This window comes from Haloferax sp. Atlit-4N (genome assembly GCF_003383025.1).
Taxonomy (GTDB): domain Archaea; phylum Halobacteriota; class Halobacteria; order Halobacteriales; family Haloferacaceae; genus Haloferax; species Haloferax gibbonsii.
In genome coordinates this window covers 312,148-331,173 of record NZ_PSYY01000003.1, presented here as the reverse complement: position 1 = coordinate 331,173, position 19,026 = coordinate 312,148, and the positions used below count along the sequence as shown (strand labels likewise).

The following is a 19,026-nucleotide window of genomic DNA, read 5'->3' as shown; positions in this document are numbered from 1 at the left end:
CGGCGGGTAATTCGGTGCTTCGGAGGAGTCGATATCGAATCCAGTTCGAGGAGTTCAGCAACGGTTATCGCCCACTCTCCCGCGTGCAAACGGCCAATCAGGTGAGTGATAACTAATAGCGTGGCCGCAGTATACATGCGGATATGCGGTCATACCGCCATGGGACGAAATCGTTCATCGAGTTCATGAGCACATATCTCCAAGACCATCCCAAACGCTGTCCAGTATGCGGGAACGAAGCCCGCGCTCAGTCGGAGTGGCGGATCGAAAAGCGCGACGAGGACGGTCTCCACTTCATGCACGCCTGTCCAGAGTGCGGGGCTGAGGAAGACGTATTTTTAAATCTCGAACCGGAACACGGGCGAACCAGACGGTAGTCGCACACCGGAGACAGTGTAGTAAAAGTGGCGAGACGAACCTCAGCTCTGTGTTTGACGGGTGAACTCACCGAGTGCCTCTTCGATGAGCGTCGCAACCCGTTCACTGTACCGCCAGAGTGCCGCGTTGAGTCGCTCTTCGGCCTCGTCGTCGAGGTCGTCTGCCCCGCGAAGGACGGAGTCTTTGGTGATCTGTGGGTGGTACACACAGACGACGCCGAGTGAGGAGTCCGAACTCGAGGTTCCCGCCGTGTGAATTCCGTACTGATCGGTTCCCCAGACACCATCGCCTCCCTCTCGTTCCAGTTCGGAGTCGAGCGCATCGAGCAGTTGCACTTCCTCGAGGGAGAGGATGGGGTCGTCACCTTCGAACAGTTCAGTGTACGCCTCCATCCTGGCACTTCTCGTCCACTGGTCCAACCGGGAACGCGCCCGTAGTACGAGTTGTCGTTCGTCTGGAAATTCGGCCATGCTTCTAGAAGGGGTGCAAGCCGAATGAGTGTTTGTACAGCGTCTACGGATGGTAGGTACGTCAGCGGTGATGTCCCTTAGGCGTCTCTATCACGGGCAGAGCATTCAAACAGCGTCTCCCCGTACATCGAGTATGTCGGTGAGAGAGCTATCGTAGAAGCTAACGACAGTCAAGCGGAGTACGCCACAATTCCAGAGACTATCGACATCCTCAGATATGTCGCGGAGAGTTTGAGCCTCTCTTTCAGCCGGTGGGACGAACCATACGTGACCGGACCGAGTCTCTATTTTATTGTCGTCGCGGACATAGATTTCGGAAAATACACCGATCCACTGGGAGACAACACGTGGCCCGTCAAACAGTGCCGGTCAGTCGGCATCACATCCAATGAGTTCATCGACGCAGCCCGCAACGTGGCATTCAGCTGCGATGGAGCAGTCGTTATTGCCGCAGATAAGACAATCCAAGAACAGATGGTTCGCGTTCGGACTCCAAATACTACTGAAGCGGTCGAAGAGACACCCATCGCCTCTGCCGCTTGGATGGGAACCAAACATCTCAGTGCGTTAGAAGTATCTCTCCGAGAAGAAGTTCTTGCCAGTGTAACGCTGAGCGAAGAGAACGGACGTGTGACCGTCTTTCGGAGTGGAGAATATACTGATCGCGAACGTGAAGAACTTGGGGGACGCTGGCGGGCGGGACACTGAGGTTGCGCGTCTCTTCCGGCGACGGATGTTCCGCGAGCTCAGTTCTCGAATCCGTCGTCGTATTGTTCGTAGGTAATCGTTAGCTTGCCTGCCGTTGGACGTTTCGCTGCGTCTCGGAGCGTTTTGAACGATTCGAGGAGTTCGCTTGTGCCGGTCGAGTCATCTCGGCCGCTCGACGACTCCTCTCGAATCGTATCGTAGACTCGCTCCAAGATGCGTCGAGCGGCGTACGAATCGGTCTTTGAGTCGATGTCGAAGGAAGCCACGTGACGAGACATACGCAGATATCGTGCTCCACGATGTTAACAGCCATCATGGTTCAGCCGGTAGCGTGTCATCGCCCACCGTCGGAGGTGATTCTCGTCCACTCGGGGTCACCGGTTCGGACAGCGGTGAGGATACACTCTGGCTCGGTTCTACCGAGAACTACCGTTTCGCAGTGTGCACGGTGAACCTCCTTCGCGGCGAGAAGGTCGACCGATACACCGTTTTCGGCAGCACTGTCGATATGGAGAACGAGGCCAATGGGTTGCCTCGGGCGGGGCTCGCCGACGGAGTCGAAAACGGAGAGGGAAGCACGTCGGAACCCGGCCACCCCGCAGACCGAATCGGCACCCACCTTCTTTACGGAGCGTTCCGTGGTCGCGAATAGAGGACTCGATGACATCGAAACAGGGCGGACACACGCCGCTTTCTCCTCGCGCGACGCGAGCGTTCGAACACCTTCGGCCTCTCGTCGCCGACCGCGACTCGGGGATGCCCGTGGCGGACGCGCGCCGTCGGGTGCGCTCGGCGGGCGAAGACCCCGAAACCGTCGACGAACTCCTGAACAAGGGCTACCTCTACGAAGTCGAAGGCGACGTGTACGTGACGTGAGGCGTGTCGCGCTGGGCTGTGAGGCGCGCGAGTGCGGACCGTCGACAAAAAAGCCGAAGCGAGACGAACTCATCGCGATGACGGCGACTTATTGTCCCGGTGGTGACGTCGGCCGGGTGACCTGATTACCGACGCCGGAGACGACGTACGTCTGGTACTCCCAGTCGCCGCCGAACGCGGGCGGACGGTCGCCCGTGTACCGCGGGTCCGTCTCGTGGACGATGTTGTAGTTGTAGTTCCCGTTGTCGTCGTAGCCGCGGCAGTTGATCTGGTTTCTGACCCAGCCAGTGTCCAAGAACGGGTCGTTCGCGTACGTTCCCCGGTACTGGACTTTGTACTCACAGACGGTGAGACGGTCCTGGTCAAGCTCGTCGATGCTGTCGACCGTCCCGCTGACCCGACCGTCGCCGAGGTCCCAGTACCAGTCTTCCTGCGGATACGCTCCCGAACCGTACTCGCCCTCGTACGCCAAGACCGACTTGTACGCGCCGGTAACGACCTCCCCCTCGTCAGGGATACCGTTGCCGTCTTCGTCGGCGAACTGGCTTTTCGCGGTCGAACTCGCGGTGCCGACGCCGGCGAACGCGACGAGACCCACAAGTCCCGCCGCGTTCCGAAGGACGGCTCGTCGAGTTCGTGGTTTTGTTGTCACTTCTGAACACCTCGGGTGATAGACAATGTCGGCGGGTAAATAGATATTTATCTGTCATATCTGGGCACTATCAAAATCACCTGAGGGAACTGGTTCGGTGGCTATTATACAATTTTGAATTTCTCACCCGTCACAAAATTCATAATTCTTACATTTTTTGAGGCGGGTCAACAAGTCCCGATCCGGAGACAAGTCCATATCCTCTGGAGGCTCGACGCGTGTGCATCAACGAATCGGTCGCACAGGAGATCAACTGTCGCTCGGAAAGTAGCGAGCCACGAGATACTTACACCGCGAACGAGACGGTCGGTGTGCATCATGAAGAAGGTCCTCGCACGAATCGGAATCGGCAACGCGACCGTCGATACCGTTCTCCCCTCCGACACCGTCCGCGCCGGCGAGACGGTCGATGCAGAAGTGCGCATCGAAGGGGGTTCGACAGAACAGGAAATCGGGAAGATTCGGTTCGAACTGGAGACCCGCTACCGGACCGAAGAGGGCTACCGAGAGGTGGATATCGCGCAGTACACCCTCGCGGAAAGCCTCACTATCCAACCGGACGAGCGGGAGACGCGATCGGTCTCGCTCGACATCCCTCGCGGAACGCCCGTCACTCTCGGGAACGTCGACGTGTGGGTCGAAACCGAACTCGACATCGAGTTGGCCGTCGACCCCGAAGACAAAGACTACCTGAACGTCCAGCCGACGCCGCGGCTTCAGGCCGTCTTCGACGCGCTCGACGACCTCGGCTTCTCGCTGCACAGCGCCGAGTGCGAGGCCGACCCCCACGGCGTGTTCACCGCGAGCAGGCGCTTCGTCCAGGAGTTCGAGTTCCGACCCACGTCGGGGCCGTTCGCCGGCGAGTTGGACGAACTCGAAGTCGTGCCGCGACCGGGCGAAGACGCGCTCGAACTGCACCTCGAAGTCGACCGTCGCGGCGGCGTGCTGAGCGAGCTTAGCGACTTGGACGAGCGGACGGTCCAGACGACGGTCCGGACCACCGACGCGAGCCAGGTGCGCGACGAACTGGAATCGCTGATTCGCGCGAACGCCTGACGGCGGAACGCGGGGCGACTCACCCCAATCGCCTTCCGGCTACCCAACGCTTTTGCGTCGATTCGGCGTATCTGTGCGGGCATGACGACACCCGAAGACATCGACCTGGACTTCGTGCCGTTCGGCGAGACGGGCCTCCAGACGAGCGAACTCCAGTTCGGGACGTGGCGGTTCGGCAAGGAGACCGAACAGGGCAACGTCGAAATCGACGAGGAGCGCGCGCACGAACTGCTCGACGCCTACGAGGCGGCCGGCGGACGCTTCATCGACACCGCGGACATCTACGGCGGCGGCGCGAGCGAGCGCTGGATCGGCGACTGGCTCGACGACCGAGACCGAGAGCGGTTCACCATCGCGTCCAAGATTTACTGGCAGATTCGCGACGGCGACCCGAACAGCCGCGGGACGAACCGGAAGAACATCCGGCACCGCATCGACGCCCTACTCGACCGCCTCGACACCGACTACGTGGACGTGCTCTACATCCACCGCTGGGACGACGAGACCCCCACCCGCGAGATGATGAAGACGCTCAACGGCCTCGTCGAGGACGGAAAGGTCCACTACCTCGGCGCGTCGACCCTCCGACCGAACGCGTGGAAAGTGGCGAAGGCGAACGAAATCGCCCGCGCCGAGGGCTGGGAGCCGTTCACCGTCGCCCAGCCGCGGTACAACCTCGTCGACCGCGAAATCGAGGGGGACTACCTCGAGATGACCCGCTCGTACGGCATCGCGGTCTGTCCGTGGAGCCCGCTCGGACAGGGCTTCCTCACCGGGAAGTACACCCGCGAGGACGGCCTCACCGGCGAGTCCCGCGCCGCGGAGTCCAGCCGGTTCGAGGAGTCGTATCTGACGGAGGAGAACTTCGACGTGCACGACGAACTCGACGCGGTCGCCGAGGAAGTCGACGCGACGCCCGCCCAGACGGCGCTCGCGTGGCTCATGCACCGCGACGGCGTCACGGCCCCCATCGTCGGCGCACGTACGGTCGAGCAACTGACCGAGAACCTCGAAGCCGCCGCTATCGACCTCACGGACGAGCAGGTCGACCGCCTGACCGAGGCGAAGCCCGACCCCTACGCGGGGCTCTAACTTCAGCGTCGAAGGAAACGGTGATACGGCCTCCGGGAGAACACAGCGTTCAATGAGTCGCCCACTCTGGTACCCGACCGTCGACGATGTCGTCGAGATACACGATGACATCGTTTCAGAGTATGCGGAGACGACGCGCGGGGTTCAGAGCGAGGGGGATATCGAGTTCGCGTGGAGTATATCGAAACGGGAAGCTTCGGCGCAGCACCGGAGACCATACACGAGAAAGCGTACCATCTACTCCGACTCCTCGTCGCTAACCATCCGTTCGTCGACGGGAATAAACGAACCGCGCTGAACACGACAGTCGTATTCTACCTGCTCAACGGGTATCGATTGGAGTACGGCCACGAAGTCAGAGAGATTCTCAAGCAGTTCGGAACCGATGAAGCCGCCACGGACGAGGACGGCGTTATCGATTATCTCCGGACACACACCAAAGAAGTCGACCTCAATGACGTGGTCGAACAGTGGCGAAACGGACTCGTTCGGCACGGACTCGACCAGTTAGACGACGACGCATCAGACCCGAAGCAATAACTCTACGGAAGACACAGTAGGCGTATGGCAACGAAAGACGGCGCGAACAATGAATCCGAACTCGACAGGGTGATGGAAGACATCCGTCGAGAGCTCGTTCTCCGCGTCGCGAAGGCCGACCGCGACGACCACCGGGGCGTGTACGACGCACTCGAACACGAGTAAACCCGGGTTTTCCGTGCGACCGCCGAGTTGGGTAACTAGTAGGGTTTCTGGGACTTCTTGATCAATATCCGGACGGAATTCGGGACGAACCGTACTCCGTTACACGCCCTCCCGAATCGTCTTGTAGAGGTGCGCGAGCGTCTTCATTCCCGCCGCGTTCCGTTCGAGGCTGTAGAAGGGGTGGAGTTCGGGATTGAACTTCGCCTTGTACCGGTTGATACGGCGGTTGTTCGCGCCGACGAGGTCGTACGTCGTCCGCCCGCGGTCCATCGCGTCGCGCATGATGTGCCAGTCGAGCAGGTCGTTGACGGCGAGGTCGGTGTCCACGTCGGTCCGCACGCCGCCCTGCCACCGCGACACCGTCTCCTTGTAGTCGACGGCGAGGATGCCGCCGACGAACTCGCCGTCGGTTCGGAGGACGTAGGGGCGAATCTGTCCCTCGGGGAGGGTGGTGTAGAGGTCCTTGACGAACGACGGGGTCGACCGGTACGAGATGCCCTGTGCCTCGTAGCGCGAGGCGACCTGTTCGACGATTTGCTCGATTTCTTCGGGACCGCCCTCCTCGATGGTGTACGCGTCGTCGGGCGCGTTCCGGATGTTCGACCGAGCGTCGCTGCTGAAACTCATGAACACGTCGTCGGCGCCGGGCGAGAGGTCGACGTGGTAGGTGTACTGCGGCGTTATCGCGTAGTCGTTCCACGAGAAGGCCCTGAGGTCGTCGTACCGGCCGTCGAGGCGGATATGGGTGTAGCGCGGTCGAATTTCGTCGCGGACCCATTCGAGGCAGTCGTCGATGAACTCGTGGTGCCGGCCCTCGCGCTTTCGCTGTTTCATGTGGTCCATGTTCAACAGGACCGGTCCGAGATACGCGACTCGCAGTTCCGGCGGCGGCGAGAACACCGTCGCGATTGGTCCTTTGTCGATGCGGAACATCGGAAACAGTCCGACGACTTCCTCACCTTTGCGTCCGACGAGCGGTATCAACTCCGCGCCGGCGTGGGCCGCCTGAATCTCAAGCGCGTCGTACTGATGGAACGCGTTGCCGTGCGGGGACTGTTCGACGAACGCGTCCCAGCCGTGGACGTCGTCTCCAGTCGCCCGTCGAACCTCGATGCTCATGAGTAGGGTGCCTGAACTGTCGCGTCTGACCCCTTTGTTATGCACCCGTTATGAGGCCCCTTTCACCGAATTTGGACGGAGTCAAACCGCGTTTCGGCTGGCGTTAGGAGCGAGTGAACAGGGCAGAGAGGTGAGAGAGACTACGCGAGTCGCGAGCGTTCACGAGGCGGGACGTGGCGCGACCAGCGACTCGACGGGACGCGGCCAGCAGCGCGGGGACTACCCTCGCGTTTGTAAAACCGGAGCGAAGTCACCGTTTTACGCCGACACGACGATAATTAGCATATGGCAGGCCTCTCCGAACGCGCCGCGGCGCTCGTGACGAGCGAACCGGTCATGGCGCACCTCGCGACCAGCGTCGACGACCGCCCCCACGTCGCACCCGTCTGGTTCGACTACGCGGACGACCGCGGAGTAATCGAGGTGCTCACCACGGGTCGAAAGCTCGAAAACATCCGCGAGAACCCGCGCGTCGCGCTCTCAATCCAGAAAGACGAGAACGGACAGGCGCAGTGGAAGGTGACGATTCTCGGGACGGCCACCGTCGTCACCGACGACGACGCCCGGAAAGACGCGACCCAGCGAATCAACCGGAAGTACGGGGCCGAAGAATCCGCGTGGCCCGAAAACGAACTCGTCCGAATCTCGGTGGGGACCGCGACGGTCAGCGAGTACTGAAGTCGTCCAGCCGGGATAGTGAGGCGAGCGAGTCGGACGACGGTGCCTCAGTCGGACGACGGCGCCTCAGTTCGGCCGTCGTCGAACCGGCGAATCTCTCGCGAGAGCCGACCGAGGTCGAACCCGGCGTCCGTGAGTCGGGCGGCGACGAGCGCCGCCGCCGTCGACACCACGAACGCCCCGCCGAAGGACGTGAGATACAGCGGGTCGGCGGCGGGGAGCAGGCCCCCGACGACCGGAATCGACGTGATGACGCCGCGGAGGTCGGGGAAGAACGCGAGGCCGACGGCGAGTCCGGTGAGACTGCTCGCGAGCGCGCCGGGGCCGGTGATTCGCGTCGAGTACAGCCCGTAGACGAGAGGGAAGGCGACGGCAGCGCCGAGCAGGTCGGCGAAGAAGAACAGCCGGAGGACGCTCTGGGCCCGGAGGCTGACGTAAATCGCGGCGACCGCGACGACGACTGTGAGCGCTCTCGACCCGAGCGCGAGGCGGCGGTCGCTCGGTTCCGCGAGCAGGCGCGCGAGGTCGGCGGTCACGAGGCTCGAAAGCGCATTGAACAGCGTGTCGATGGAGCTCATCACGAGCAGGAGCGCGAGGAGGACCGCCGCGAGGACGAGCCACTCGGGGAACGCCTCGCCGAGGAGGACGAAGAAGGCGGCGTCGGCGTTGTAGCCCGCGCTCGCGGGGTCGGTGACGACGGCGGCGTTACCGACCGCGACGACGCCGAAGAAGGCGGTGACGAACACGATTGCGCCGTTTGCGAGCGCCGCGGTTCGAAAGCTCCGCCCGACCGTCTCCGACGAGTCGGCCGCGTAGATGCGTTGCCACCACGTCTGGTTGATGAGTTCCGCGCCGAGGATGGCGAACGCGAGCGCGAGGCCGAACTGCAGGCCGGCGACCGCACCGAGGTCGAGAAGCGCGGGGTTCGTCGCCGTGATACCGTCGATGGCGGCGGCGGGACCGCCGAGCGCGACGAGCGTGCCGGCGAACGCGAGCAACAAGAGCGGGATAACGATGACCGCTTGGACCGCGTCGGTCGCGATGCTGGCGCGGAGGCCGCCGTAACTCGTGTAGAGCAGGACGAAGCCGCCGACGAGGAGCGCGGTCTGCCACTGCGGGACGCCCGCGACGAGCGAGAGCGCGCCCGCGATGCCGGTCAACTCGGCGGCGAGGAAGATGAACATGTAGAGCGCGCTCACGAGGAGGACGAACGCGTACATCGCTGACCCGTACCGGGCGTGGGCGTATTCGGTCAGCGAGTGACCCTCGGGGATGAGTTCCCGGATTCGCGGACCGAGGCGGGCGTAGACGAGCATCGGGACGGCCTCGCCGACCGCGTAGCCGACGACGGCCGCGATACCGAAGCTCGCACCCGCCTCCGGAGCCGAAAAGAGCACCCACACGCCCATGACGGACGCGACGAGCGTCGCCGTCGTCCGCCGGCTCCCCGCGGAGTCGCGGGCGCTAATGAGGTCCTCGACGGAGCCGACACGACCGCGAGAGAACCACACGCCGACGCCGGTAAAGGCGACGAGCGTCGCGACGGTCAGCCCGAGCGCGACGGTCGAACTCACCATCGACCGTCACCCGGTCGAGAAGAGCGACCGCCCGACTTCGAGGACGCGGATGAAGTCGTAGGTGCCGTCAAGTCGCCGGACGGAGCCAGTTCGTACGCCTCGTCGAAGAACGCGACTTCCAGTTCGACCGTGCGACGGAACAACTGCTCGAGCCGCCGTTGCCGACGCGGGGAGGCGGCCGCGCCCTCGCGGTCGAGTTCGGTCCGGAGCCACTCGACGAACGCCGCGAAGTCGTCGACCGCGTGGAGGTCGACCCACTCGGAGAGGTAGAACCGCGAGGGTGGTTCGTCGGCACCGGTATCGGTCGCGGGGTCAGTCGCAGCCGCGGCGGTCGCCCACGACAGATAGACCCACTCGGCGGGGACGAGCACCGCCAGCGTCTCGGCGTACCCGCCCTGCCCCGCGGCGCGTTCGAGCAGGTCGATAAAGGCGCGCGTCGCCGGCGTAGTCTCCGGGTCGGAGTAGACGGACTCGGGCACGTCGAGCGCGTCGAACGCCCGGAGGAAGTAGTCGTCCTCGTCGTCGGTGAGAACGCCGAGGAACGAGACGAGTTCCGACTTCGACTCCATGGTCGGCGCGGTACCGACGGCGTGGCCGAAGACGCCGACGAGCGTCTCCACGAAGGCGTAGTCCTGTACGAGGTACTGTCTGAACACGTCGTCTGTGAGTTCGTCGGCGGCGAGTTCCCGCGTCAGTCGATGTCTCGTCGCGTCGCGCCACGAGTCGCCCGCGCGCTCGCGAAGCCAGTCGGTAAAGCGCGGGTCGGACCGCGACGCGGCGAACTCGTCGTACGTCTCGGGGGTCGACGAGTCCGTGTCGGTCATAGGGGCCACTCCTCTCGCCGCCAGGCGGCGTCCCAAAACAGGTACTCGTACTGCGCCGACGTGCGGAACAGGTCGCGGTAGCGTTCGCGGTCCGACTCGGTCGCGCTCGCGGCCACGTCGTCCATGAGCGACTTACACCAGTCGGTGAGTTCGGTGAACTCGTCGCCGGCGTACATCTCGACCCACGCGGCGTACTGCTCGTGGTCCGGAGCCCCCGCGTCGGCGAGCCGGCGTCCCGTCTCGTTGAACCCCCACATACACGGAAGCAGGGCGGCGACGATGTCGCCGAAGGAGCCGAGCGTCGCGGTACGAACGAGGAAGTCAGTATAGGCCCGGGTCGTCGGCGACGGCCTCGTGGCTTCGAGTTCGGCGGGGTCGATGCCGAACTCGGCGGCGTAGCTCCGGTGGAGGTCCATCTCCTCGTTGACGGTCGATTCGAGGAGGCTCGCGAACGTCCCCATGGAGTCGAGCGTCGGGGCCTTCGCAGCACCGAGCGCGAAGAGCCGACTGTACTCGACGAGGTAGACGTAGTCCTGCCGTACCCAGTAGCGGAACGGCTCCTCGTCGAGGCTCCCCTCCCCGAGTCGAACGACCATCGGATGGTCGAGGATGGCCGACCAGAACTCGTCGGCCTCGTCGTGTATCGTGTCTGTGAACGCCATGGCGAGTAATCGAAGAAGACGCTAAAAAGAATTATGATGGGGTGGTATTCATTGGTTATCTCATGTGGAGCCCGTCCCGACTGTTGTCCGACCGCCGGTCTCAACTCGCCCAGTACGCCGGCCGCCCGGTCAGCGGTGGGTTAGCCGTCCAGTTGTCTAGTTGTCCGGTGATTAACGCGTGTGAACGACCCCGGTAGTTTAAGTCGAGCGAGTGTCAACGAATCCACAAGATGTCGCACGTGAACGCCGTCGGGTCCATCGAGATTCAGAACGTCGTCGCTTCGACGGAGGTTCCGGTCGAACTCGACCTCGAACGACTCTCGCTCGATATGGACGGGACGGACTACGACCCCGAGAACTTCCCCGGACTCGTCTATCGAACCCGAGACCCGAAGTCGGCGTGTCTCGTCTTTCGGTCTGGGAAAATCGTCTGTACCGGCGCGGACAGCGTCGACGACGTGAGCACGGCCATCGAAACGCTGTTCGACGAGTTCACCGACCTCGGCGTGCCCGTTCCCGAGGATGCGGATATTACGGTCCAGAACATCGTTTCGAGCGCCGACCTCGGCGAGGCGCTCAACCTGAACGCGCTGGCCATCGGTCTCGGTCTCGAAGCCGTCGAGTACGAACCCGAGCAGTTCCCCGGACTCGTCTACCGTCTCGACGAACCGAGCGTCGTCGTCCTCATGTTCGGAAGCGGAAAAATTGTGATTACGGGGGCGAAGCGGACTGCCGACGCCGAAGCAGCGCTCAAGACGGTCGACGAGGACGTTCGCGAGCTCGGACTGTTCGGGTGAGCACTCGGTGGGTAGTCGACGGGTACTCGGTGGCCGTTGAGACACCGGGTGACGTACTGGCGTGTTGGCGAAGCTGGGAAGGCGGTTAACTGGAGGTCGGGAGACGGTATCGGTGCTGACGGTGGCTGTTTTCGGGTTGTTGTCCGTCGGCTCCCGCTTCTCGTCCGTCCTGTTTCCTTTAGTCTCTGATTCGTTGCTTGTTGTTGTGGTGTTGTGTTGAGTAGTAGAACTAGTAGTCTAGCTACTAGTGTTAGTTCGGTGCGTCAGTGAGGAGAACGGCATCGCGTCGTTGGATGCGTGTCGAGGTGTCGTGGCTGTTCTTCGAAATGGGTGTTGTTCATGATTCGTCCGTCTGCGCTCGGGAGTACACACACACACCCCCCTCGCGTTTGTAACGGCTACGCCAGACCCTAGAGGAATTCGACACACCCCCCTCGCGTTTGTAAATATAGAAGCAAAAACATCCGGAAATCACTCGACCTGCGGACCACCCCCACGCCGATTCGCGTTACATTCGCGAGGGTGGTGTGTCTGCACCGGTGCTTTCGACGCTCAACGTTACAAACGCGACGGTACTCCCCCCGTTCAATTACAAACGCGAGGGTGGTCTCTCGCGACTCGAGTTACAAACGCGAGCGTACCCCTCCAGTGAGTGGTTCCCCCGAGACCGTCTCGCGCGTTACAAACGCGAGGGTGGTGTCTGACAGCCTTACTTGCGCGATACTACTCGTTGATCGTCGAATCCAAAACCGGGACTGAAATACCGCTCAAACGGCCGTATTTGTCGCTGTTACAAACGCGAGTCCACCCCTTCACCTTTATTACGGGTGAGTATGAATACCGAACTCACATGACATCGGACGAGAGCGAGGGCGGGACTCGCGACCCGCTGTTCCGCTACGACCAGCCTATCTTCGCGAACGAGGATATCCTCAAAATCTCTCATCTCCCCGGTCCCGACAAGATTGTCGGCCGCGACGAGCACATGTCGAAAGTCGCACAGGCGCTCAACCCCGCCATCTTCGGACGCGAACCGACCCACCTGTTTATCTTCGGAAAGACCGGGTCGGGAAAGACGCTCACCGCGCGTCTCGTGAGCGAGCGGCTCCAACACGAGGCGGTCCGCGAGGACGTCGACGTTCGCATCGCCGTCATCGACTGCGGCGAACAGCACACCGAGGCGTCGGTCATCAAGACGCTCGCCTCGCAGGTCAACGACCCGTCGAAAAGCGGGATGACGATTCCCGAGCGCGGGCTGTCGACCGGCGACTACTACAACCGGCTGTGGCAGGTGCTCGACACCTGTTCCGACGTGACCATCGTCATCCTCGACGAAATCGACATGCTCCGCGACGACGAGGTGCTTCGAAAGCTCTCGCGCGCGGGCGAGAACCAGAAGATAGTGGACTCCCGTATCGGTATCATCGGCATCTCGAACAAAATCGACTACCCCGAGGAACTCACAGAGCGCGTCAAGTCGAGTTTCGCCCACGACGAACTCGTCTTCCCGTCCTACGACGCGAACCAACTCCGCGAAATCCTCGAAAACCGGAAGGACGCGTTCAAGCCCGGCGTCCTCACCGACGACGTGATTCCCCTCGCGAGCGCGCTCGCCGCCCAGGAACACGGCGACGCGCGGAAGGCAATCGATATTCTCCGTAACGCCGGTCGTATCGCCCGAAACGAGAGCGCGGAGACCGTCACCGACGACCACGTGCGGGCCGCCAAAGAAAAGAGCGAAGCCGACCGCTTCAGCGAACTCCTCGAAGGGACCGCAACGCAGTCGAAGGCCGTCCTCTACTCCCTCGTTCTCCAGACCGGCGGCCGAAAGACCGCCGAGATTACGACGAACAAGATTTATCGACAGTACCTCACCGTCGCCGACGACCTCGACATGGACCAACTCTCGGAGCGCCGCGTCCAAGAACTCCTGCAGGAACTCGATTTCCTCAACGTCATCCAGTCCGAAGTCCGGGGTCGCGGCCGCGGGCAGGGCGTTCACGGGACCCACCGCCTTCTCGAGGACCCGGACATCGTCAAGCGGGTGCTTCTCCGAGACAGTCGTATCTCCACGCTCGAATAGCGATGCCCGACGCGTGCGTTCGCACGGAATCTTCCACGCTGACGGTCGAGTTGGAAAAAAGCTATCGCACGAACCCTTAACACACGCCCGTCTCTGTCGATAGACGACCGAAATCATGGACGAGGAGTTACTATCGTTGCTCACGAGTCTCGTCGAAATAGAGACCGAGAACCCGCCGGGAGACGAGGGGGCGGCGGCGGCTTTCGTGTACGACTGGCTCGAATCTCGGGGCGTCTCGGCGACGCTCGTCGAGGAACCGTATCCCGACCGACCGCAGGTCGTAGCCCGCGTCGGCGACGGTGAGCCTTCGGTCGTCCTCAACGGCCACCTCGACGTGGTTCCGGCGGGCGACCGCGACCAGTGGGACCTCCCGCCGTACGAACCGACTGTCAGAGACGGTAGGCTGTACGGTCGCGGGAGCGCGGACATGAAGTGCGGCGTCGCCCTCGCGATGCTCGCGACGGTCGAATTCGCCGACGCGCTCGACTCCGGATCCCTCGACGGGTCGCTCGTGTTCCACGCCGCCGTCGGGGAGGAGACGGCCGAACCGGGAACGAAGACGCTCCTCGAACGCGGCTACGACGGCACCTACGGCGTCGTGCTCGAACCCACGTCGCTGCGAACCGCGACGAGCGCGAAGGGCCTCGGCTGGTACGAGATTACCGTCGGTGGCGACCCATCGCACGCGAGTCGGCCCGACGAGGGCGACAACGCGATCGGGAACGCCCGACTCGTCCTCGACGCGCTCGCGGCGTACGACGAGCGGATTCGACAGCGGTCCGACCCGCTCGTCGGCCGGCCGACTGCGACGGTCACGCAGTTCGAGGCGGGGACCAAGGAGAACGTCGTCCCGGAGGGGGCGACGATAACGGTCGACAGGCGGTTCGTTCCCTCGGAGTCCGTCGAGGAGGTCGACGCCGAAATCGACACGGTGCTCTCCGACGTCGCGGCCGAACACGACCTGCACGTCGAGTGGGCGCGAACGCGGGTCTACGAGTCGGCGGCGGTTCCGACCGACAGCGACATCGCGACGCGCTTTCGGGACGCGGCCGCCGAGCGGGCCGACACCGACCCCGAACCGTGGGGCATTCGGGCGGCGACCGACGTTCGGAACCTCGTCAACGACGCCGGGATGGACGCGATTACGTGGGGTCCGGGGTCGATGGCGCAGGCCCACGCCTACGACGAGTACATCGAGCTGTCGGAGGTCGAAGCCGGGTACGACATTCTCTGCACGGCACTCCGTGGACTGTTCGAAGACGTGGAGAACTGACGGTCCGAACGTCGGCCCTCGGCCGAACGACTCGAAAAAAGCGGCTGACAGCGACTTCGATTATTCGACGAGCTCTTCGAACCGCTCGACTGCGGCGCTCGCGACCGCCATGTCTTCGGACACCTCGCCGCCGCTGACGCCGACGGTCCCGACGATTTCGCCGTCGACTTCGAGGGGATAACCGCCGCCGAAGACGACGAGCCGATTCTCGTCGGTCGTTTGGAGTCCCCAGAGAGACTCGCCGGGGTGTGTCGGCTCGGCGAGTTCGTGCGTGGGCGTCTGTAGCGCGGCCGCCGTGTACGCCTTGTTTCGAGAGATGTCGACGCTCGCGAGCCACGCGTCGTCCATTCGGTGCTGTGCGATGAGGTTACCCTCCGGGTTCGCGACCGTAATCACCATTCGCAGTCCCATCGATTCGGCCTCCGCTTCCGCCGCTTCGATGAGTACCTTCGCCGTCTCGAGATTGATTGCATCGGACATATCGCTTCGTCGAAACCGGTCTCGACGGCCCTACTTATACGTGCGCCGCCGCGCCGAGTCGGCGACTGAATCTGCTTCTATCCGTCGATTTCGGGCGTCTGAGTCTCGCCCGGAGCGGTTCCCCGGCAAAACAATAGTGGTAGAAATACTGACAATTCATGTCGCCGCCGACGGTCGCGAACCGGGACCGTTCGGTCCGAGGTGAGTCGCGCGGGTTGGGGCCGGGGTCGACTCAGTCGTACAGCGGGTACTCGTCGGTCAGTTCGTCGACCTTCTGGTCGACGAACCCCTTGACTGATTCGTCGTGCGGCGCGTCGACGATTTCGTAGATGAGGTCGGCGACGGTTCGGCAGGCCTCCTCATCGAAGCCGCGGGTCGTCAGCGCGGGCGTGCCGGCGCGGATACCGCTGGGGTTGAACGCCGAGCGACTCTCGCCGGGAACCGTGTTGGCGTTGAGGACGATACCGACCTCTTCGAGGGCCGCTTCGACGTCCTTGCCGGTCGTGTCCGGGTGCGACGGCCGGAGGTCGACGAGGACCAAGTGGGTGTCCGTGCCCCCGGAGACGAGTTCGAGGCCGCGCTCCTGTAGCCGCTCGCCGAGGGCGGCGGCGTTATCGACGACCTGCGACGCGTACTCCTCGAACTCAGGGGTTAGCGCCTCGCCGAAGCCGACCGCCTTGCCGGCGACGTTGTGCAGTATCGGTCCGCCTTGGAGTCCGGGAAAGACCGCGGAATCGACGTCGTCGGCGTGCTCTTCGTCGCACATGATGATGCCGCCGCGACCCGAGCGAATCGTCTTGTGGGTCGAGCCGGTGACGAAGTCCGCGACGCCGACGGGTGAGGAGTGTTCGCCCGCGGCGACGAGGCCGGTGATGTGGGCGATGTCGGCGAGGTGGTACGCGTCGACCGCTTCGGCCGCGGCCTGCACGCGCTCCCACTCGACTTCCCGCGGGTACGCGGAGTACCCCGAGATGATGATGTCCGGGTCGAACTCCTCGGCCTTCTCGGCGAGTTGCTCGTAGTCGACGTAGCCGGTCTCGGCGTCGACTTCGTACTGTTCGACCTCGTACGTCTTCCCCGCGACGTTCACCGGGTGGCCGTGGCTCAGGTGGCCGCCGTGGGTCAAATCGAGCGAGAGAATCTTGTCGCCGGGGTCGAGCACGGCGAGGAACACGCCCATGTTCGCTTGCGACCCCGAGTGCGGTTGGACGTTGACGTGGTCGGCACCCCAGAGTTCCTTCGCGCGGTCGATGGCGAGTTGTTCGACTTCGTCGGCGTACTCGCAGCCGCCGTAGTACCGGCTTCCCGGGTAGCCCTCGGCGTAGTTGTTCGTCAGCTCCGAGCTTTGGGCCTCCATAACCGCCTCGCTGACGTGGTTCTCGCTCGCTATCATGGCGAGCGTGTCGTTCTGCCGCCGGCGTTCGCCCGTCAGCGCGTCGGCGACGGCCGGGTCGGTCTCTCGAACGGTGTCGTAAGGCATCGTGGGTGCATCTCGACTCTGCGGTATAACGCTTCGCCGACCCCCGAGACGAGGGTGGAACGCCGGGCGAGAACCACAACTTGACAGAACGAATATGTTCTGTGGTCGGGCCGAGAGGCGCGACGAGCGCCCGTTGTGGCTGTCTGCGAATAATCCGAATTGAGGTTGTTGACTGCCAAAAACGGCATGTACTGTGCTCGGTTCTCACCCAGACGAGCGCCGACCGGCGATAGCTCTATATTGGAACTTCGTCACGTTTCTCACATACCGTGCTAAGAACTATCACAGTTTACGGACAGTCCCGAACCCGAGGCGACACGCGCCTGCCATCCCGGCGCGCCGTGCGACCGACCGCCGGGGTGAGTCGCCGATGAGTGAGACGGAGTCGCTCCCGGTACAGTACCGCGATATCGAACGCGCGCGCGAGCGACTCGAAAACGACCGCGTCGTCAAGCGGACGCCGATAGAGCGGAGCACCTCGCTCGGCGACCTCGTCGGCGCGGACGTCTACCTGAAGATGGAACATCTCCAGTGGACGGGGTCGTTCAAGACGCGGGGCGCGTACAACAAGATTCGACAGGACACCGACCGCGGAATCGACGAGTTCGTGGCCGCGAGCGCCGGCAACCACGCCCAGGGCGTCGCGCTCGCCGCGACCGAGTGCGGAGCCGACTCCACGGTCGTGATGCCGGAGAACGCCCCGCAGACGAAAATCGACGCGACGCGCGACTACGGCGCGGCGGTCGAACTCGTCGGCGAGGACTTCCAGGAGACGATGGCGTACGCGCAGTCGCTCGCCGAGGAGTCGAGCGCCGAGTTCGTCCACGCGTACGACGACTGCGACATCGTCGCCGGGCAGGGAACGCTCGGCGTCGAGATGTATCGCGACCTCCCCGAGATGGACACCGTAGTCGTCCCCATCGGCGGCGGCGGGCTCATCTCGGGTATCGCGACCGCCATCAAGCACCACGACCCCGAGATTCGCGTCGTCGGCGTGCAGGCCGCGGGCGCGGAAACGGTCCACGAGAGCCTCGACAAAGGCGTTCCCGTGACGCTCGACGACACGAACACCATCGCCGACGGCATCGCGACCGGCGGCATCTCGGAGTTGACGCTCCGAACCATCGAGGAACACGTCGACGAGGTCGTCACGGTCTCCGACGGGGAAATCGCAGAGGCCATCCTCCTCTTGCTCGAACGCGCCAAGCAGGTCGTGGAGGGTGCCGGTGCCGCCTCGGTCGCCGCCGTGCTGAGCGACCACCTCGACGTCGAGGGCGAGACCGTCATGCCGCTGCTCTGCGGAGGGAATCTGGACATGACGATGCTCCAGACGGTGCTCGTCCATGCGCTCACCAGCCGCCGGCAGACGCTGCGCCTCCGGGTCCGAATCCGAGACGAACCCGGCGAGATGGCGCGGCTCTCCCGACTCATCGCCGACCGCGACGCGAACATTCACGACGTTCGCCACGTCCGCGCCGTCGACGCCCTCGACGTCGGCGAGGCGCACCTTCTGTTCCGTATCGAGACGAAAGGAGCCGAACACGCGGCGGCCGTCGTGGACACGATAGAAGACGCGGGCTACGCGGTCGACGACGTTTCGGCCCGGCGATAGCCGCGTCGCTCGTCGGTTTCGGTCGCTCTCGCGGTCTCAGCACAAACTATTATTATTTTGACACCTCGTGCGAGTTCCGTCGGGACACAGCTTGAAGGACGGGAACGCCGACACTCTCCCCGTGAAGCGAATCATCGATACCGACGAAGCGCCCGCCGCGGTCGGCGCGTACAGTCAAGCGACGACGAACGGCTCTATCCTCGTCACGGCCGGGCAACTCCCGCTCACCCCGGACGGGGAACTGCTCGACGACGAATCGGTCGAAGAACAGACGCGTCAGTGCCTTCGGAACGTGGAGGCCATCCTCGCCGCCGAGGGGCTGACGCCGGAAGACGTGCTCAAGACGACTGTGTTCCTCGACGACATCGACGACTTCGACGCGTTCGACGAGGCGTACAGCGCCTTTTTCGACGTGGAACCGCCCGCACGGAGCGCGGTCGGCGTCGGCGACGTGCCGAAGGGTGCGGCCGTAGAAATCGAGGCCATCGCCGCGGTCGAGTAACG

21 protein-coding genes are annotated in these 19,026 nt (G+C 63.4%); 12 read left to right on the top strand and 9 right to left on the bottom strand.

Going from position 1 to position 19,026, the window contains the following annotated elements; translation table 11 throughout:
- Positions 1-419: 419 nt before the first annotated feature.
- Positions 420-848, bottom strand: coding sequence for a hypothetical protein (locus C5C07_RS16935; RefSeq protein ID WP_049913728.1), 429 nt, complete (start codon positions 846-848; stop codon positions 420-422).
- A 267-nt stretch (positions 849-1,115) separates the two neighbouring features.
- Between C5C07_RS16935 and C5C07_RS16930 the strand changes: the two genes are divergently transcribed.
- Positions 1,116-1,556 (top strand): diadenylate cyclase, encoded by a 441-nt coding sequence (locus C5C07_RS16930; RefSeq protein ID WP_342339227.1) that lies wholly within the window; start codon positions 1,116-1,118, stop codon positions 1,554-1,556.
- Positions 1,557-1,594: 38 nt separating this feature from the next.
- Here C5C07_RS16930 and C5C07_RS16925 read toward each other — a convergent pair whose 3' ends face one another.
- Positions 1,595-1,834 carry a hypothetical protein gene (locus C5C07_RS16925; protein ID WP_049913727.1) on the bottom strand — a complete coding sequence of 80 codons (240 nt, stop codon included), beginning with the start codon at positions 1,832-1,834 and terminating at the stop codon, positions 1,595-1,597.
- A 382-nt stretch (positions 1,835-2,216) separates the two neighbouring features.
- Between C5C07_RS16925 and C5C07_RS16915 the strand changes: the two genes are divergently transcribed.
- A complete protein-coding gene (locus C5C07_RS16915) occupies positions 2,217-2,432 on the top strand; it encodes a hypothetical protein (RefSeq protein ID WP_004971465.1) in 216 nt (71 codons plus the stop codon).
- 88 nt (positions 2,433-2,520) lie between these two features.
- Here C5C07_RS16915 and C5C07_RS16910 read toward each other — a convergent pair whose 3' ends face one another.
- Positions 2,521-3,084: a hypothetical protein gene (locus tag C5C07_RS16910; RefSeq protein WP_233510430.1), complete on the bottom strand. Its 564-nt coding sequence runs from the start codon at positions 3,082-3,084 to the stop codon at positions 2,521-2,523.
- 318 nt (positions 3,085-3,402) lie between these two features.
- Between C5C07_RS16910 and C5C07_RS16905 the strand changes: the two genes are divergently transcribed.
- The 4 genes from C5C07_RS16905 to C5C07_RS21795 all read left to right on the top strand — a co-directional run bounded on the left by C5C07_RS16905 (position 3,403) and on the right by C5C07_RS21795 (position 5,937).
- A complete protein-coding gene (locus C5C07_RS16905; protein ID WP_004971461.1) occupies positions 3,403-4,140 on the top strand; it encodes a sporulation protein in 738 nt (245 codons plus the stop codon).
- 81 nt (positions 4,141-4,221) lie between these two features.
- Complete coding sequence (locus C5C07_RS16900; protein ID WP_050460006.1) at positions 4,222-5,232, top strand: aldo/keto reductase; 1,011 nt, start codon at positions 4,222-4,224, stop codon at positions 5,230-5,232.
- A 171-nt stretch (positions 5,233-5,403) separates the two neighbouring features.
- Positions 5,404-5,772 carry a type II toxin-antitoxin system death-on-curing family toxin gene (locus C5C07_RS16895; RefSeq protein WP_233510429.1) on the top strand — a complete coding sequence of 123 codons (369 nt, stop codon included), beginning with the start codon at positions 5,404-5,406 and terminating at the stop codon, positions 5,770-5,772.
- Positions 5,773-5,796: 24 nt separating this feature from the next.
- Positions 5,797-5,937: a hypothetical protein gene (locus tag C5C07_RS21795; RefSeq protein ID WP_169330631.1), complete on the top strand. Its 141-nt coding sequence runs from the start codon at positions 5,797-5,799 to the stop codon at positions 5,935-5,937.
- A gap of 99 nt (positions 5,938-6,036) precedes the next feature.
- On the opposite strand, the gene C5C07_RS16890 is transcribed toward C5C07_RS21795, so the two are convergent.
- On the bottom strand, positions 6,037-7,056 hold the full coding sequence (locus C5C07_RS16890) for a GNAT family N-acetyltransferase (protein WP_004972276.1): 1,020 nt from the start codon (positions 7,054-7,056) through the stop codon (positions 6,037-6,039).
- Between the two features lie 285 nt (positions 7,057-7,341).
- Between C5C07_RS16890 and C5C07_RS16885 the strand changes: the two genes are divergently transcribed.
- Positions 7,342-7,734 (top strand): pyridoxamine 5'-phosphate oxidase family protein, encoded by a 393-nt coding sequence (locus C5C07_RS16885; protein ID WP_004972274.1) that lies wholly within the window; start codon positions 7,342-7,344, stop codon positions 7,732-7,734.
- Positions 7,735-7,781: 47 nt separating this feature from the next.
- Here C5C07_RS16885 and C5C07_RS16880 read toward each other — a convergent pair whose 3' ends face one another.
- From C5C07_RS16880 to tenA, 3 genes are read right to left on the bottom strand one after another with little or no spacing between them, the layout of a single operon-like run.
- Positions 7,782-9,311 carry a sodium:solute symporter gene (locus C5C07_RS16880; RefSeq protein WP_004972271.1) on the bottom strand — a complete coding sequence of 510 codons (1,530 nt, stop codon included), beginning with the start codon at positions 9,309-9,311 and terminating at the stop codon, positions 7,782-7,784.
- Positions 9,305-10,135, bottom strand: coding sequence for a TenA family protein (locus tag C5C07_RS16875; RefSeq protein WP_115805616.1), 831 nt, complete (start codon positions 10,133-10,135; stop codon positions 9,305-9,307). Before C5C07_RS16875 ends, C5C07_RS16880 begins: the two co-directional genes overlap by 7 nt.
- Positions 10,132-10,797, bottom strand: coding sequence for a thiaminase II (tenA, locus tag C5C07_RS16870; RefSeq protein WP_049968747.1), 666 nt, complete (start codon positions 10,795-10,797; stop codon positions 10,132-10,134). Before tenA ends, C5C07_RS16875 begins: the two co-directional genes overlap by 4 nt.
- A gap of 230 nt (positions 10,798-11,027) precedes the next feature.
- Between tenA and C5C07_RS16865 the strand changes: the two genes are divergently transcribed.
- The 3 genes from C5C07_RS16865 to C5C07_RS16855 all read left to right on the top strand — a co-directional run bounded on the left by C5C07_RS16865 (position 11,028) and on the right by C5C07_RS16855 (position 14,950).
- Positions 11,028-11,594, top strand: a complete 567-nt coding sequence (locus C5C07_RS16865; RefSeq protein ID WP_008097102.1) for a TATA-box-binding protein — start codon at positions 11,028-11,030, stop codon at positions 11,592-11,594.
- 850 nt (positions 11,595-12,444) lie between these two features.
- Complete coding sequence (locus tag C5C07_RS16860; protein WP_004041152.1) at positions 12,445-13,677, top strand: Cdc6/Cdc18 family protein; 1,233 nt, start codon at positions 12,445-12,447, stop codon at positions 13,675-13,677.
- Positions 13,678-13,792: 115 nt separating this feature from the next.
- On the top strand, positions 13,793-14,950 hold the full coding sequence (locus C5C07_RS16855; protein ID WP_049968746.1) for a M20 family metallopeptidase: 1,158 nt from the start codon (positions 13,793-13,795) through the stop codon (positions 14,948-14,950).
- A gap of 60 nt (positions 14,951-15,010) precedes the next feature.
- Here C5C07_RS16855 and C5C07_RS16850 read toward each other — a convergent pair whose 3' ends face one another.
- A complete protein-coding gene (locus tag C5C07_RS16850; protein WP_004972263.1) occupies positions 15,011-15,430 on the bottom strand; it encodes a heme-binding protein in 420 nt (139 codons plus the stop codon).
- Between the two features lie 232 nt (positions 15,431-15,662).
- Positions 15,663-16,910 (bottom strand): serine hydroxymethyltransferase, encoded by a 1,248-nt coding sequence (glyA, locus tag C5C07_RS16845; protein ID WP_008097091.1) that lies wholly within the window; start codon positions 16,908-16,910, stop codon positions 15,663-15,665.
- A 370-nt stretch (positions 16,911-17,280) separates the two neighbouring features.
- Between glyA and ilvA the strand changes: the two genes are divergently transcribed.
- Entirely contained in the window at positions 17,281-18,522 is a 1,242-nt protein-coding gene (gene ilvA / locus C5C07_RS16840) for a threonine ammonia-lyase (RefSeq protein WP_008097085.1), read from the top strand.
- Between the two features lie 121 nt (positions 18,523-18,643).
- Positions 18,644-19,024, top strand: a complete 381-nt coding sequence (locus tag C5C07_RS16835; RefSeq protein ID WP_004972257.1) for a Rid family detoxifying hydrolase — start codon at positions 18,644-18,646, stop codon at positions 19,022-19,024.
- Positions 19,025-19,026: the final 2 nt, after the last annotated feature.